General features: G+C 50.2%; 16 protein-coding genes and 1 tRNA gene. 9 read left to right on the top strand and 8 right to left on the bottom strand.

Annotated elements, in window-relative coordinates:
• Positions 1-11: 11 nt before the first annotated feature.
• The 9 genes from QMG16_RS10995 (at position 12) to QMG16_RS10955 (ending at position 7,100) form a co-directional block, all read left to right on the top strand.
• The gene (locus QMG16_RS10995; protein ID WP_281794185.1) at positions 12-440 is read left to right on the top strand and encodes a DUF1844 domain-containing protein; all 429 of its coding nucleotides are present in this window, start codon (positions 12-14) and stop codon (positions 438-440) included.
• Positions 441-513: 73 nt separating this feature from the next.
• Entirely contained in the window at positions 514-1,386 is an 873-nt protein-coding gene (gene ispE / locus QMG16_RS10990) for a 4-(cytidine 5'-diphospho)-2-C-methyl-D-erythritol kinase (protein ID WP_281794184.1), read from the top strand.
• A gap of 5 nt (positions 1,387-1,391) precedes the next feature.
• Positions 1,392-1,466, top strand: a tRNA-Gln gene (locus QMG16_RS10985).
• A gap of 73 nt (positions 1,467-1,539) precedes the next feature.
• Positions 1,540-2,478 (top strand): ribose-phosphate diphosphokinase, encoded by a 939-nt coding sequence (locus tag QMG16_RS10980; protein ID WP_281794183.1) that lies wholly within the window; start codon positions 1,540-1,542, stop codon positions 2,476-2,478.
• Between the two features lie 49 nt (positions 2,479-2,527).
• Complete coding sequence (locus QMG16_RS10975; RefSeq protein ID WP_281794182.1) at positions 2,528-3,124, top strand: 50S ribosomal protein L25/general stress protein Ctc; 597 nt, start codon at positions 2,528-2,530, stop codon at positions 3,122-3,124.
• Between the two features lie 46 nt (positions 3,125-3,170).
• On the top strand, positions 3,171-3,794 hold the full coding sequence (pth, locus tag QMG16_RS10970) for an aminoacyl-tRNA hydrolase (RefSeq protein ID WP_281794181.1): 624 nt from the start codon (positions 3,171-3,173) through the stop codon (positions 3,792-3,794).
• 503 nt (positions 3,795-4,297) lie between these two features.
• On the top strand, positions 4,298-4,777 hold the full coding sequence (locus QMG16_RS10965) for a CarD family transcriptional regulator (RefSeq protein ID WP_373878734.1): 480 nt from the start codon (positions 4,298-4,300) through the stop codon (positions 4,775-4,777).
• Between the two features lie 121 nt (positions 4,778-4,898).
• Entirely contained in the window at positions 4,899-5,936 is a 1,038-nt protein-coding gene (locus QMG16_RS10960) for a PIN/TRAM domain-containing protein (RefSeq protein ID WP_507769824.1), read from the top strand.
• Positions 5,937-6,122: 186 nt separating this feature from the next.
• The gene (locus QMG16_RS10955; protein ID WP_281794179.1) at positions 6,123-7,100 is read left to right on the top strand and encodes an RluA family pseudouridine synthase; all 978 of its coding nucleotides are present in this window, start codon (positions 6,123-6,125) and stop codon (positions 7,098-7,100) included.
• Positions 7,101-7,386: 286 nt separating this feature from the next.
• Here the strand turns inward: QMG16_RS10955 and gspD are convergent, their stop codons facing one another.
• The 8 genes from gspD to QMG16_RS10915 all read right to left on the bottom strand — a co-directional run bounded on the left by gspD (position 7,387) and on the right by QMG16_RS10915 (position 15,841).
• On the bottom strand, positions 7,387-9,747 hold the full coding sequence (gspD, locus tag QMG16_RS10950; protein ID WP_281794178.1) for a type II secretion system secretin GspD: 2,361 nt from the start codon (positions 9,745-9,747) through the stop codon (positions 7,387-7,389).
• A gap of 97 nt (positions 9,748-9,844) precedes the next feature.
• Positions 9,845-10,432, bottom strand: coding sequence for a GspMb/PilO family protein (locus QMG16_RS10945; protein WP_281794177.1), 588 nt, complete (start codon positions 10,430-10,432; stop codon positions 9,845-9,847).
• A gap of 4 nt (positions 10,433-10,436) precedes the next feature.
• Complete coding sequence (locus QMG16_RS10940) at positions 10,437-11,957, bottom strand: PilN domain-containing protein (protein ID WP_281794176.1); 1,521 nt, start codon at positions 11,955-11,957, stop codon at positions 10,437-10,439.
• Between the two features lie 32 nt (positions 11,958-11,989).
• Positions 11,990-12,904 carry a type II secretion system minor pseudopilin gene (locus QMG16_RS10935; RefSeq protein ID WP_281794175.1) on the bottom strand — a complete coding sequence of 305 codons (915 nt, stop codon included), beginning with the start codon at positions 12,902-12,904 and terminating at the stop codon, positions 11,990-11,992.
• Between the two features lie 38 nt (positions 12,905-12,942).
• The gene (locus QMG16_RS10930; protein ID WP_281794174.1) at positions 12,943-13,677 is read right to left on the bottom strand and encodes a PulJ/GspJ family protein; all 735 of its coding nucleotides are present in this window, start codon (positions 13,675-13,677) and stop codon (positions 12,943-12,945) included.
• A 31-nt stretch (positions 13,678-13,708) separates the two neighbouring features.
• A complete protein-coding gene (locus tag QMG16_RS10925; RefSeq protein ID WP_281794173.1) occupies positions 13,709-14,107 on the bottom strand; it encodes a type IV pilus modification PilV family protein in 399 nt (132 codons plus the stop codon).
• A gap of 3 nt (positions 14,108-14,110) precedes the next feature.
• On the bottom strand, positions 14,111-14,575 hold the full coding sequence (locus QMG16_RS10920) for a prepilin-type N-terminal cleavage/methylation domain-containing protein (protein WP_281797071.1): 465 nt from the start codon (positions 14,573-14,575) through the stop codon (positions 14,111-14,113).
• Positions 14,576-14,653: 78 nt separating this feature from the next.
• On the bottom strand, positions 14,654-15,841 hold the full coding sequence (locus tag QMG16_RS10915) for a type II secretion system F family protein (RefSeq protein WP_281794172.1): 1,188 nt from the start codon (positions 15,839-15,841) through the stop codon (positions 14,654-14,656).
• Positions 15,842-15,888 lie beyond the last annotated feature (47 nt).

Here is a 15,888-nt window from a genome sequence, read left to right as displayed (position 1 = left end):
GAGAGTGTGATATGGAAGAAAAGGAAGAAAAAGGTTTTGTGATAAAGGATCGCCGGAAGTTCTCCATGGATGAGGCCGAACGGGAGCCGGCCGGCGAAACCATCGAGGAGCCAAAAGCCAAGGACGAAGCGAAGGCGAAAGCGGAATTCCAGGAGGCTGCAAAGAAGGAAGAGGAAAAGAGCCGTCTATCTCTTCCGGAAGTGTCCTTTTCGACCTTTGTATTTTCCTTGAGTTCATCGGCTCTGGTGCATCTGGGTGAAATTCCCGGGCCCGATACGCAGCGGGTTCAGGTGGACTTGCCCATGGCCAAACAGATCATTGACACGTTGGGCATGTTGCAGGATAAAACCAGGGGAAACCTGGATCCGGATGAAGATCGACTGCTGAAGACGGTTCTCTACGACTTGCGCATGCGTTATGTGCAAAAGAGCAGTCAATAAGGCCTGAATCCATAGAAAAGGGTTTGAGGAGTACAGAACGTGGTTCTGTACTCGACTCATGGGGACTTCCATTTTGACCATAGACATCAGTGTGCCGGGCAAAATCAATCTTTGGCTGGAAGTGCTGCAAAAACGTGAAGACGGGTATCACGAACTCTCCAGCCTTATGCTGCCCATCAGTGTTTACGATCACCTAGAAATGGGTTTGCTTGATCACGCCGGAATTCATCTGGAATGTGATCACCCCGGGGTGCCCGGGGATTCCGCCAATCTTGCATGGAAGGCGGCCGAATCTTACTTGAAGGCGTTGGGGGAGCGTGCGGGCGTGCACATCAAACTGTCCAAAAACATCCCCGTGGGAGCGGGGCTCGGTGGTGGCAGTGCGGATGCTGCAGCGGTCCTTCTGGGGATGAATCGACTCTTTGAATACCCTTTCCCTGTGGACAAACTGCATCAATTGGCTCTGATGCTGGGCGCCGATGTGCCGTTTTTCCTCTACAGGCGGCCTGCCCTGGCCACAGGGATCGGGGAAAATCTGCAAGAGTTGGATGGAATTCCCGCCTATCCACTCGTGCTGATCAAGATGCCCGTCGCCGTTTCTACACGATGGGTTTACCAAAGTTTGAAGTTGACAAGAGGGCGAAGTCGAATTAAACTCGCTTCGTTTTTGTCTCACCCGTGGCAGGTTGAAGATGTACTGGAAAACGATCTTGAAACCGTAACTCAGGAAAAGTTTCCTCTCCTCACTCGGATGAAGGCCTGGTTGCGGGGGCATGGTGCAGTTGGGGCTCTTATGAGTGGCAGCGGCCCCACGGTTTTCGGCGTCTTTCCTGAAAAGGGCTCAGCCGAAAAAGCTGCTCTGTTGGCCGGCGAGGAATGGAAAGATTGTTATGTTGCAGTTGCAGAGGTGTTGACAGCCTCTCCGGCCGGTGAAAAATGGTTTTGATTTTTTGGGGCGTCGCCAAGCGGTAAGGCACGGGTCTTTGGCACCCGCATTCGGAGGTTCGAATCCTCCCGCCCCAGCCAATGATTTATGCGTGGTGAACCTGGAAGAGATACAGCCGTAGTCTTCCATAGGAAGGGTGGGATCGGGGATTGCATGCAAAGCCGGCTTGTCATTTTATCTGGCAATTCCAATCCTGAGCTTACCCGGAAGGTGTGTTTGAACCTCGGAGTGGAAGCTGCAAAGGCTTTGATCGGTCGCTTCAGTGACGGTGAAGTTCGTGTAGAGATTCAACATAATGTCAGGGGAAAAGACGTATACGTCGTCCAGTCTACCTGCCCGCCTGTGAATGAGAATCTCGTTGAGCTCCTCGTAATGATTGATGCACTCAAAAGAGCTTCTGCGCGGTGTATCAACGTTGTGATTCCTTACTACGCCTATGGGCGCAAGGATCAAAAAGATAAGCCCCGGGTTTCCATCACCGCCAGGCTGGTGGCGGATCTTTTGACCGTTGCAGGGGCGCATCGGATCATTACGGTAAATTTGCACGCTGACCAGATCCAGGGCTTTTTCAATATCCCCGTAGAGCATCTCTTCGGAACTCGAGTCCTCCTGGATGCTATACGAAAGGACATCAGGGGGGATGAGGTGATTGTGGCTCCTGATGCCGGGGGGGTTTCCAGGGCTCGTGCATTTGCCAGTCGGCTGAATGTCGACCTGGCCATAATGGACAGTAGATACCAGAATGACGTTCGGCACTCTTTTATAGTCGGTGATGTGTCGGGACGTCGTGTGATCATTCTTGATGATATGGTGGACACTGCACGGACGTTGCTCCGGGCTGTGGAAGGCGCTGAGGCGGCTGGAGCCGCTTCGATAGTTGCCTGCGTTGTGCATCCGGTTCTTTCTGGAAACGCCGTAGAGAAGCTGGCTTCTTCCGCGCTTCAAGCTTTAACTGTTACGGACACGGTTCCCCTTTCCCAGGAGGCTACAGGGTGCGAGAAGATCCGGGTAGTGAGTATAGCGCCGATGCTCGCTGAGGCGATTCGGCGGGTTCACCTGGAGGAGTCGGTGAGTTCCCTCTTTTCTGGATAATGAGCACACGGGTCGCGTGTGCTTTCTCATTTTTGGGAGGCTATCAGGCATGGATATAGATTTGATCGGTCAACTGCGAAACAAAACGGGTAAGAGCGCGGCGCGTAGACTGCGCCGCGAAGAAATGGTTCCTGCGGTTCTTTATGGTCCGAAGATGGAGGTCCTTTCCCTTTCCGTCTCTTCCAGGCGCCTGGAAAGGCTTTTGAGAGATATGGGCGAGGAAAGCAGGCTCCTCAACCTCTCTATAGAGGGTTCACCGGAGACCGGTACGAAAAAGGTATTGATCCGGGAGGTTCAAGTCCATCCGGTACGCAGGCGTTTTCTTCATGTCGATTTTTATGAGGTTCCCCTGGATCATCCCATTGTGGTGATTGTTCCCGTTGAGCCCGTAGGGGATGCTGTGGGGGTCAAGAAGGGGGGAACGCTTGATTTGGTTCGAAGGACTGTTTCAGTGCGTTGCCTGCCCGGAGAGATTCCTGAAAAGATCGAGCTTGATGTCAGCAAGCTCGACTTGGGCGAAGCCATTCATGTCCGCGATTTGGCAAAGATCGTTCCTTTTGAGCTCGTAGACGACAAACACCTTTCCATTGTGAACATATCTGCACCTGAAGGGGCGGGTAAAGGGGGAGCGGCAGGGGAAGAATAATCTGCCGGCTGTTCTTCAAGGCCATAGTGTTGCGGAAACATAACGGATGCTGATAAAGGATGGCCAAGCCGGTGACGAAGCAAGGATTGCCGTTGTGGTGGGGTTGGGGAATCCTGGAAAGCAATACGCCCTGACCCGTCACAACGTGGGGTTCCGTGTTGTAGATTGTCTCGCTCGAAGATATGGAATCAACCTCGAGGAAGGAAGATTTTCCGCGCTTTGGGGAGAAGGAATCATTGCCGGTCGGCAGGTACGCCTCCTGAAGCCCGATACTTTCATGAATCGAAGTGGTGTGGCTGTCGCCGAGCTGGTGCATCTTTTTGGATATTCCGCTCCTCAGATTCTTGTGGTTCATGATGATCTCGATTTACCCTGCGGACGTATTCGTCTCGTTCGAAAAGGAGGGGCCGGTGGGCACCGTGGGGTTTCATCGATTATCGAGCATCTCGGAAGTAAGCAATTTCCAAGGGTGAAATTGGGTATAGGAAGGCCGTTGCGCGGAGAGACAGTTGAGGCCTTCGTGCTCGAACCTCCCTATCCGGAAGAAGAAAGCCTCTTTGCCGAGATGTTGGAATCGGGGGTTGAAGCGGTATTGACCACTCTTCAATGTGGCCTTACTGTCGCCATGAACCAATATAACAGGCGGGAGTCCCGGAGTGCAGATTCATGATCCGTCCATTTGCATGGATGCTTGAAGGGAAAAGAGTTTGTCGCTCATAACACACCGTCCTCTTATATAATCTCAAGCTGTCCAACGGTAGTCGAGGCGCTGTCAGATATGGCTGTTCCAAATGCCATTTGCCGTTGTACTTCTTTTTACTCTTCTTTTGACTCTAACAGTTGGACCCGGCATGGGTGGCCTTTAAACGGACTTGCCTTTTTTATCAAAGCTGCCTCCTCCTTTTTGTTGTTCGAGTACAGCCTTTATTTCGTTGGCAGACGCATGGAGTCATTCCTGGAACAAGTAAGGCTTGGAATTTCGCCTTCTTAGACATTGTTAAACAGAAATCGCCAATTTAATAATTACTTCATGTGGTTATCTTTTTCTTGACCTCTCTTGCTTTTCTTTATTCTTCGTTTGGGGCTTTGCGCGCTATTGGACTAATGATAAAATAAAAAAGATTTTAACTTTTTGAAGATAAGCCTTGAATGACCGGGAGCATGGAGGAAATAATGTTTAAACTTGGGGACTTAGCCGTTTATCCTGCTCATGGGGTTGGTAAAATCGAATCCATTGAAACGAAGAACATCGGAGGAAAGAAGCAGGAATTTTATATCATGCGCATTTTGGAAAATGACATGAAAATCATGATTCCCATCAGCAACGCCAAATCGGTTGGGCTGAGAGAACTATTAAATTATAATGATATTTCAAGAGTTTATGAAATACTCAAATCAAGAGAAGTTTCTGTCAACGGTGGAACTTGGAATCGGCGATATCGTGAGTATATGGAAAAGATCAAAACCGGTTCCATCTATGAACTGGCGGAGGTGTTAAGAGATCTGACGGTACTCAAGGGTGATAAGGAGCTCTCTTTTGGTGAAAGAAAGATGTTGGATACTGCCAGAGCTTTGCTTTTGAAAGAGCTCTCAATTGTGCAGGAAATTACTGAAGATGAAGTTGACAGGGAGATCAGTGAAATCTTGAAGTGACCTGCTCGGATGGTTTGCGGATTTTGTTGAAAACCGAAGCTCAAACCTTCTCATACCGAAAAATTATACATTAAAATCCTATTTAAATTAATTATATCGAAAACTTAATGGAAAGGGGGTGATGGGGTTGAGATGGGCTTGGCTTGTACTAAAAATACTTCTTTTTGTCGTATGTAGTGTAGGAGGTTATTTTATTGCCGACCAAATGGAGGGCTTGAAGCATTTTTCTTGGGCTCCCTGGGCCGGGTTGATGGTCGGAATCTTTTTTGCGTTGTTGGCCTTATCCGTTGAGAAAATCATCAAGCACCTTCCTCTCAAAATCATTTTCGGTGGGACCATCGGCCTTGTATCAGGGCTTTTTGTGGCTAAACTCATAGGTTTTGGTTTTGCAGGACTGCAAAACAATACGCTCAGTGTATCCATTTATGTCGTTTTGACTTGCATTTTTGGTTACATCGGTATGGTTTTGGGAAGCATTAAAATAGAAGAAATACGTATTCCCAATTGGTCCTGGCTCATGCGTGGGATGAATCGAAGCAATCAGGTCATAAAAATATTGGATACCAGTGTGATCATCGATGGCCGCATCGCAGACATAGTTGAAACGGGTTTTATGGGAGGTGTCCTGGTGATACCTGAGTTTGTGCTGCAGGAACTTCAGCATATCGCGGATAGTCCCGACCCGACACGGCGTGTTCGTGGAAGACGGGGGTTGGATATTATCAAACGCCTGCAGCAGGAAAATATGGTTGAAATCCGCATTGACCGTCAGGACTTCGATAATCTGAACGAAGTCGATGCAAAATTGGTGGCTCTTGCGCTCCGTTTGAACGCAAAAATCGTTACCAATGATTACAACCTGTCGAAGGTAGCAGAGGTTCAGGGAATTCGAGTTCTTAACATCAATCAGCTGGCTAATGCTCTAAAACCTGTGGTTTTGCCAGGCGAAATACTCCGCCTGCAGATTCTCAAGGAGGGCAAAGAACACGGCCAGGGAATAGCTTATCTTGAAGATGGAACCATGGTGGTGGTGGAAAATGCCAGCCGGCATCTTGGTAAAGAGGTAGATGTTTCAGTGACGAGCATTCTGCAGACCACCGCTGGGCGACTGATTTTTACGACCCTCAAGGACGGAGATCATAGCCGGCAGCAACATTGATCTTGTGCCTCCAGCCTTCTGAGCGGACCTCAGTTAAGATAATGAGCGGCGATGTGGGGTTAAGGAAATCCGTCGGAAGGCAAACAATCCTTGGGGAAAGCCCCTTGGCTCTTTAATGAACACATCCGGCAAACACATCCGGCAACATTTTTCGCATGATATGCTAATAAAGAAGGTATGCTTTCGTTGAGTGCACTAGAAATTGAAACACAAGGAGACCCAGAATGCTCCTTTGTTGTTCGTGATGAATTGAATCAGCGACTGGATATCTTTTTGAGTGAGCATTGCTCGGAACATTCGCGAAGCCGTTTCAAGAAGCTCATTCAGGATGGTCTGGTCCTGGTAAATGAGCAGCGTGTGAAACCGGGGTATGAACTCCGTTACGGTGACAAGATCGTCGTCTGGCTGCCCGTCCTGAAGGCTCAGGAGCAGTTGGTTCCTGAGCCCATGCCTCTTGAAATCCTGTATGAAGATGAAGATATCATTGTGGTAAATAAGGCACCAGGCGTTGTGGTGCATCCAGGTGCGGGGCATGAAGAGGGTACGCTGGTCCACGGACTGCTTGCGCATTGTTCCCGCCTGGCTATGCAGGGGGCTCCTCAACGGCCTGGCATTGTCCATCGCCTGGATCAGAACACTTCAGGCGCGCTGGTTGCGGCCAAAAGTGAACGGGCTTACCTGAATTTGATTCAGCAGTTCAAAGAACACAGGGTCCATAAAGAGTATCTGGCGCTGGTTTATGGACGACCGCGAGAAGGTGGAGGGGAAATCAGAACACAACTGGACCGCCACCCGGTCGATAGGAAAAAAATGGCCGTGTCCGTGAAAAAAGGGCGTGAAGCTGTTTCGCTGTGGTCGGTTGAAAAAGCCTGGGATGAAGTTGCTCTTCTTCGTGTCACAATCCAAACAGGGCGGACGCACCAGATCAGAGTTCATCTCAGCCATTCGGGGCATCCTGTTGTGGGGGATGAAACATACGGCGGGGGAAAACGGCGGGCGCGATCCCTGAAAGACAAAACCCTACAACAATTATTCCTGCAGATAGATCGCCAAATGTTGCATGCCTGGCATCTGGCATTTGAACATCCCTTGTCTCATGCTCCTCTTTCCTTCACTGCTCCGCTTGCTTCAGACTTTGCCGAACTTCTCAACAGGCTTTCCTGATTTGCTGCTGTCCGAAAGCCGGGCAATACCGTTCATCCTCATTATACTGCGAACGGTTGAAACCTTGACTTTCGTAGGAGTAGCTTCCAGCCACGATTTCTTGGGATCCGGCTATTTCTATTGCAGCTGGAAGCCACTCGGGGGCGTCAAAAGAACCTGTCCGGCCTCCTTGGACTTTGTGACACCCCCCTTCAATTCCCCCTTCGAGGGGGGACTAAGGGGGGGCGCTGCCGAGGTAGGTTTTCGGATAGGCTCTAAGTCATGACCTCATCCTCTCTGAGTATATTTATCCTTCAATCTGCTTGCGAAGTCTCTTGAGTTGCTCCAGGAATTCACGGTTGGCGCCCCCAAGTTCGCGGTGGTCCACCACATGTGGGGTGATGGCAATGATCAGTTCTGTGCGCTTTCGCGTTTTGGACTTGTTTGAAAAGAGGGGAGAAATGATGGGAACGTCTTGCAGGAAAGGAATCCCCGATTGAGTTATGTTGTCCGCTTGTTCGATGATCCCACCGATCACGACAGTCGATCCATTTTGAGAAAGAATTGTCGTCTTGATGTTTCGTTCCGTAAATCGCGGTGCGGTATTGTTCGCTCCGACAATGACGGATGTGTCATCTACTCTTCGAACAGTCTGCTCCACCTCCAGGCGCACCAGTCCTCCGGCGTTTATATGCGGAGTGACGTTGAGAATAACACCCGTTTCTTCGTATTCAATGGTTGTGAACGCAGTGGTATCTGTGGTGGTCGATACCCCTGTGCTGTAAGAACCGGTGGGAACCGGCTCTCTACCACCCACCTGAATGGATGCTTCCTGATTGTCGGTTGCGAGAAGAGTGGGTGAAGAAAGGACATTGACATCCGTCTTTTTGGCGAGAAGGTTGATGAGGGCAGCAATCTTCTCGTCGATGCTTCCCCAGAAAAGGGTGAGTCCGCCGGATGCGGCCGATGCCAATGTACTCGCATCCGCTAACCCATGGGCTGCCGTGAACTGGCCGGATTTCCCGGCAATATCCATGCCGATGTCTCTGAAAAACCATTCCACGCCGTACTCGAGGCCCTTGTCCAGTGTGATTTCCGCTATCATGACCTCGATCAAAACGGCCCTGGGCATAATGTCCAGAGTCTCTATCGTCTTTTTGATCTTGGCGTAATCGGCTGCATTCCCTCGGACCACAATGGCGTTGTTGACCTCGTCGGGAATGATCGTCACCTCTCCAGTGAGAGCTGTGCTCAGGGATTGACCTTGAGAGACAAATGTCCGCGCTCCTGTATTTCTAATGGTGCCCCCGCTTCCGGTTGAAGACCGCTGAGAGGAGGATTGTTGGTTGCCGAAGGCTGATGAAGAGGTGGAGCCGCCAAAAGAACTTCCTGAAGAGGACAATGTCGATGAACCGGTGCTCCTCGAAAATGAAGAACCCGATGAGCTGCTGCCAAAACCTGTTCCACTGGTGGATGAACTGCCGAAAGGTCGTCTAGTAGATGCTGAACCGAACGCTCCACCTGATCGTACGATCTGCTGCTCGAGTCCTCTCCCTGTTCCTGCCGGTGCCTGCAATCCATAAGCTTGGGTCAAAATATTGGCCAGATCTACGGCAAGACCATTTTTGACGAAGTATACAAAGATCTGCTCACCGCTTTCCTGGGTATGCACATCCAGAGCGGTCAGCCAGTATTTTGCGGTCTTGAGAAGCTCTTCACTCTGAGCCAGTACGAGAACACCTCCGAAACTCTGCAAGGGGATGAATGCCAGGTTATTCTTGATGGAGCTCTCTTTGAAGAGATTGAGCTTGCCCATCAAGGTTTCCATGCCCTGGACGGCCTCCTGGGGGTCGATGGACTGGAGTGGAACGATTTCCATGCTCACTTCCCGAAGCACATTGATATCCAGGGCCTTGATGATTTCAACGATGCTTCGCGCGTTGTCGGAATCTTCAACGAAGATAACGCTGTTGGTCAAACTGTCCGAAGTGATGGGGCGGCCTGGGGTGAGGAAAAACTTAATGGTATTGATGGCCTGTTTGACATCCATATAGAGCAGTCTGTAAATGACAATGACCGGCTGTGCTCCGTCGGCCCCCGCCTTCAGGGTGAATTCGCTGGCAATGGGCAGACCGCTGCTCGAACTTCTTTGGATCGGTTGGATATAATAAACCCCGTTTCGAGGGACAACGGAAATGTTGTTGGCTGCGTAAGCTCTGGTGATCATCTGAAAAAGGTCGTCTTTGGAATATTCGCCTTCCAGATAGAAACTGATGCGTCCTTGAAGGGTAGGGTCCAAAACATAGTTCAGCTTGAGGTAGTCTCCAAAGATCTGGCTGGTGACTTCAGCCACCTCGACCTTTTCGAAGAGAAAGCTGATCTTTTGTCTGTCCTTGTCGGGGAAAGTGATTTCCTTGCCCTTCGATGGGGGAGAAAATCCGAGGAGCCCGGATTCGATGGTACCCTTCAAACTGGGCATTGGAGGGCGTTTGGCGGCTTCCTTGGTATCCTCCTTTTGACTTCCGATTTCTGTCGTCTCAGAAACAGGGGGGGGAGCAAGGGGAGGCTTGTAACTGCTGGATCGGTCAGCCGGCATCTTTGTGGCGCCGGCACAGGCTTGAATCAAAAAAGCCAGCAAAATGAATAAAATAGTCTGGCGCATCTTCATAAAATAGCCCCTCCTGGTTTCTATGCTTTGCTTAACCTTGATGGTTTGATGATCTCTAATGACACATGAGCGCAATCGCAGGACCCATTCCATAATTTCAAGATTTCTCTTTCTTTTCCATCAAAGCCGAAAGAATGACATTGATCACAAGATCAGGACCCGATTTCCGCTGGATCCTCTGGATGTTTATTTCTTGAACAAGCATTGCTGTCTCAAAGTTTCGGACGCGTTCGAGAAAATACTGAAGGCCTTCGATGGAGGTCATGAAATTGAACCTCAAATGGACTTCCTGGTAGAGGCCGTATTCTTTGCTTGCCAGAACTTGGTACGTTTTTATGTCGAGCTTTTTGCTGGAGTCCCCGTGGGATGAAAGCATGTTTCCGAGAGATGCCGCCAGTTGATACGGATCGTTGCCCCTATAGAGGCGTTTTTGCATCTCCTTGAGCTCACTTTCTTTTTTTACCAGATTATCTTTAATGCTTTGCGCCTGATTCAGCTTCTCCTGATATTTTTTGACAAGCTCGGTTTGCTGTTTGACTTTTGTTTTGAGGTCCGCCTTCTCCGAATCCATGGGATCGAGCCATAGAAAGTAAACCACCAAAAGGAACAGCAGTGTAGCGGCAACGATGCCTATGGAGAGGCGGTTTTTCTTCAATTCTGCTGAGGTAGGGAAACGGTATTCCATGATGTCAGTTACCTTTCGGAACTGCAGGGGCTTCCTCGCTGTCGAGGGGAACTTCTTGCCCCGGCGCTTCGTCTGCTTCCATAGGGCCTGCCAGCGCTGCATCGGCTGGGCCCTCTTCCAGGGCCTTGTCTTCCTCCATCTCTATCTGCAGGTCGGCAATCGTTTTTCTGAGTTTCTCGAGGTCCACCTGGAGGTTGAGATTGAAGCGCTCTTCATCGGATGCAGGGTTGCGAGTTACAGGGGATGCAAATCTAACATCTTGAAATCCTTCAATTTTAGAAAGATCTGAAAGATACTTGATCGCTGATTTGCTCTCTCCACGCAGCATCATCTGCCCTTTGCGCAAGGAAAAATAATTCAGCCACGTGTCATCGGGGGTTGCGTTCGAGAGAAGGGTGAGGAGTTCAAAAAGAGGATAACCTTCGGCGTTGAACTCGGAGAGAGTCTTCTGATCTTCCTCGAACTTTGAGACGCGTGTCTGAAGTTCCTCGATAGGTTTCCATTGCGCTTCCAACTGCAGTATCTGACGTTTGAGTCGCAGAGAATCTTGCTGCAGCTTGTTGTAGGCATACACCTGGAAAGCGGCGTAGATGGAAAACAGGGCAACCAGGGCAAGAACGGGCCAGGCGACTTTAGGGACTTCCCAGGGTTTCAGGAGCAATTGGGTATCAAAAGTCTTCACCACGTCCTGTGTGAGCAAATGTTTCACCCAATTCACCACGAAAGGATGCTGTAATGAATGCACCTCGATGTTCAGATTTTCACGTTCCCATTCCAGCTTACAGGCTTCGTCATTTTCTCCCTCGGCGCAAATGATCTGAATGGGGATGTTGGCGTTATCGGTCCCGGCCTCGATGCACTGCAGGTTCTCCCGGAAAAGCCTGAGGTTATACATCTGTCTGGCGATGACAGCGGAATCCAGAAAGATGCCCTCGTAGAATCGATGTATTTCCATGTGATGAGGATCAAGGATTCGGCCTACGATCCTAAGAGGCAAAGCTTCTTCATTTTCGGGAGCAGGAGGCAGGATCGAGCCATAAACAAGGGCGCTGGGCATAACGGCGAAATTCTCGAAAGCTTCGCCTCCTATCGCCTGGCTGAACTTTTCGTACAAGTCTCTCTGCAGAGAGAAAATGGGAACGGAGAGCAGGTGGTCTACGGGTATGGACGGCGCAGCGAAATGAATTGTTCGATCCAGTTCGTAGAAGATGTTTTCCTGCCAGTCAAAATTGAGAGCATCTTCCAGCTGATCTTTAAGGGTCGAAGGATAGTGTTCCCGGTGGAAATTGTAATAGGTGTGAGGCAAAAAGAGAAGGAGAGCTGCTCCCTTTCTGGCTTTAGGGCGCAAGTTGAGACGTTGTAAATATTCATACAAGTTCTCATCCTGGGGTACCGTGAACGTTTCTGTGGAATCGATCAACCAGGACCGCCATTGTCGATGCGCTCTGAGAACCTCTACGCGCCGGGGCTCGACATAGACGGCCACGAGCTCCCTGGTTCGATGCTTGATAGAACCCTTCAGCATCCCGTTTTTTTCCCTTTCAAAAATTCTCTAGGCTAGAGGATCTTGCGATATAGTACTTCATACCCCTCTTCAGTTTCTGGAGCAAAACGAACGGTGAGCCATATGACGACTGCGGGAGTGCCTCCGGAGGTCATTCCGGTGGAAAGAATACGATAAATTCCTCCATTCTCCCAAGTGGTATGCTCCTTGATAAATTCCTGGGTATCGGGGTTGTCCTGTAAAGCAATATTTTTACCATAAATTGTCAGCATCTGAAACAGAGAATCAGGTCTTGGCAACAAGGGGGGGATATAGATGCCGGCTTCGTTCTCCTGGGCCGGAAGGTCACCCTTGATCCCATATCCATAGAAAAGCTGCTGTGTGATTCCCGGTATGAGGAGCATCTGGTCGAGGCTGGTCAACGGTCCGTTGAAGGGTTGATAAGGCAGCCCCATATCTTCGTAGCGGTCTTTTTCTGCACCTTTTAAACCGGGGATATCATCTTGGTCTATAAAATCCCGGATGCGATCGGCCATTTCATTGGCGGCATCTTCTTGCATGCCGGCCTTTTCAAGAACGGTTTTGAGCTGTTCTTGGCTGGCCTTATTCACATTGACCTTTAGATTTTCCGATTCGACAATGACGAGGGCCTGCCCCGTTTGATAGTCAATGACATGAGGCTGTCCATTGGGCTGCCAGTTCGATTCCGGCGGGGCGTCGAAGCCTAGAGAGAGAGCCGAACCCATATGCGCCAAGGCTTCATAGCACCCCCCCACTGCGAGATAGAACGCCTGGGACCTGCGCAACATATGGACTTCCTCGTCGCCCTGGAGCCTGGTTTCGACTCCGATCTGGAGGGCGAACCACATGATGAGGGCGCAGATCCACAAAACGGAAATGAGCACGACCCCTTTTTCCCGCTTTCGGTCCATGCGTCTCTCAGGCGTTTTTCTTGTACCGTCTATCATTTTTTCATTGTGTCTCATCATGAACATCGTGATGTTTTTCATTCAAAAGATGAAGAATCTTCCAATCCGTCCTGACGGGTTGTCTTCGGGAAAAAAGAGTTGGGTCTGACACGGGATATGAAAGAGACGGAATCTTTTTCCCCCATCCACGTAATTTCGATGATATCGGGGATGTTGCTATTGGCTGGACGAGAGTTCGCGTCCTGCTCTTCGGCTTTTTCATACTTGAGTTCGAAATGCGTCATTTCAACGGAATAAAAGACGGGCCATTGCTTGCCTCCTCCTGAAGGTTCCATGTTAAGGAATGCTTCGATGGGCTCGGGATGATAGGGATCCAGCGGAATTTCAGCATAATAAAGTTTTTTTTCACCTGGACTGTACACATAGCGAACGACGACGGGGGCCCCCTTGGAAAGAGCCTTGACCGAAAAATCAGTCGCAAAGGCGATGGAATTCTCTTCTCCCTGAAACAGGGGGTGCGACTCGCCCTCGGAACGAATATCGACGAGATCTATGCAGGCCAGTTGCCATTTGAGAAGTTCTACCATGCTTGGGGCTTCGCTTGTTTCCCTGTTTTGCTCTCTTTCCCAAACTCGAAGTGAGAAGGTCAAGGCTACGGAGAGAATCCCGATCACCAAAGAAGCGATCAGGGTGGCAAGCACCAGTTCGAGCAGCGTAAAGCCGGTCTCCTTGCCGCGCTCTTCTTGTCTGCACCTGGAGCCGGAAGTGTAATTGTTATCGAAACTGCTCCTCTTCTCTTTTGTAACGATCATTTTTTACGCCTCAAGAAAATCCATTTCGGCCTCATTGCAGCTGCGACTGGGGAATGATCAAGCTGAACTCAAGGATTTGCCCATTGCATTTCAAGAAAACGCGGTAGAGTTCATTCAATCGATTCGATCCGCTTTTTTCGCTTTCCTCTGCCTTGACAATGGCCAGGTCGACAGGGGGGGAGCCCGTCGGTACATTCAGGATAAAGTTGCCTTTGGCTGCACTTTGAGGGTTTGCAAGGATTTCCTGGGCAACCGCTTCGAGAACCGGCTGAATCCGGCTTTTTTCTTTAAGCCTTTGTTTATATTGCAACGATACCGAAATGAGTCCCATGACCCCTCCGGCAATGATGGTTCCCACAATAAGTCCTACCATGACTTCCAGCAGAGTGAAGCCTTCACTTTTACTGCGGAGGATAGATTGCATATTCATGATCTAGGGAGACCCCGCTCTGGACAAGCGGACCGTCCCGAAAAGGGGGTGAATGGAAATCCGAAAGGTGCGCTGCCGGTCAAAGATGATTTCCAGGTCGCTTCCTGTGATACTGCCGTCCGGAAAAAAAAGAATCACATGATCTCCTGTTGCAGGGTCCTGTTCCAGGTGGTCTGCAAAGAGGTCCACATTTTCTGGAATCGGCTGAGACGGAGGAACCTCCAGGCCATAGAGTTTCTCGGATCCCCGGATTCGGAAGACAGAAATTTCGCCCGAGTTCATGGCCTGGAGCCTCGCGCGTTTGAGTGTCTGGGTAACCTCCTGCAAAAACTCCCGGTCTTCCATACGTTTCCATCCCGCTCCGATTCTTGGGATCACCATGCCGATGGTCAGAGTGAGGATTATGAGGACCAGCATGAGTTCCATCAGGGTGAACCCCCTTGGACTTCCGGTGGCTTTGAACCTCATTGCGGCTTGCGTACTGAGGGCCCGATGAGATGGCTTGACTGTAAGCATAGAATATAAAATATCTTTTCTTCTATGTGATTAGAACTGAATTTCGTTGATCCCGAAAATCGCGGTGAACATGCTGAGCACCATTACACCGATGACAAGCCCCGTGGCGAGGATGACGACCGGTTCCAGGAGGCTCATCAACCGCTGAAGGCTCCGCTGCAGTTCTTTTTCAAAGTGATCTCCCAGTCCGATAAGCCCCTCGCCCAGATTCCCCTGCTCTTCGGCAATCCGCAGCATGGTACCCATCCGGGTTGGGAAAGCTTGCTGGGCTCGGAAGAAATTGCTCATAGAATGCCCCACTTTGATTTCTCTGTGGAGGGAAGAAAGCGCATCTTTGAGCACCGTGTTGAACAGCAGTTCCTGTCCAAGGCTCAGCGCCCTCAGCAGGGGGACTCCGGATTGGAGCATGGTGCCGAGGGTCCGGCAAAATCGCGTGAGTTCACTGTGCAGAATGAAATAGCGTGTGAAGGGAAAGCGAAAGAGTATTTCATCCATCTTTCTGCGAACCTTGGGCTGCCTGTAAAGATAGCGTCCTCCAAAAAAGGCGATTCCGATGAGCAGAGGGATCACCCACCCGTATTCCTTGAGTAAAACTCCTGCCTGAAGAAGCAGCTCCGTCAGAAAGGGTACTTTTTGGTTCAGGTCGTGGAAAATCTGGGCAAACTTTGGAATGACGTAGACAAGCAGCACAACCATGGAAAGCATGCTGGTGGAAAACAATATGGCAGGGTAAATCATGGAGGATACAAGGCTCTGCCTGAAACTGCGGCGCTGCTCCAGGTATTGAGCCAGCCTTTTGAGAATGGGGCCCAACGTACCGCTGGCTTCTCCCGCCCGCACCATGTGATCCGAGAGATCTCCAAAAATGTCTCGACACTTGCCGATGGCTCCCGAAAGGTCGCTTCCTCCCTGAACTTCTTCAAGAAGATCTTTCACAACTCGCTGGAAGACTTTATGAGTCTGATTGGTGCTGATGAGAGCGAGAGCGCGGTCCACAGGAAGTCCTGCGGACAAGAGATCCGAGAGATCATAGAAAAAGCGAATGATATGCTCTTCCGGAACGCGGCGCCCCCTCCCGCTTTTGACCGCCTTGATCTTGACAGGATAAAGTCTTCCCGATTTGAGCTTCCTCGCCGCATCCTGTTCGGACATGGCTTCCATGACGCCGCGGTGAGTTTCACCCTGGCCGTCTTTTGCCTGATACTGAAAATAACCCATATACTACTATCTCCCACGAACGGAGCGGTCACAACGAAGCATGAAAG

This window comes from Desulforhabdus amnigena (genome assembly GCF_027925305.1).
In the GTDB taxonomy this organism is placed as follows: domain Bacteria; phylum Desulfobacterota; class Syntrophobacteria; order Syntrophobacterales; family Syntrophobacteraceae; genus Desulforhabdus; species Desulforhabdus amnigena.
This window is presented reverse-complemented; position numbering and strand designations above follow the sequence as displayed.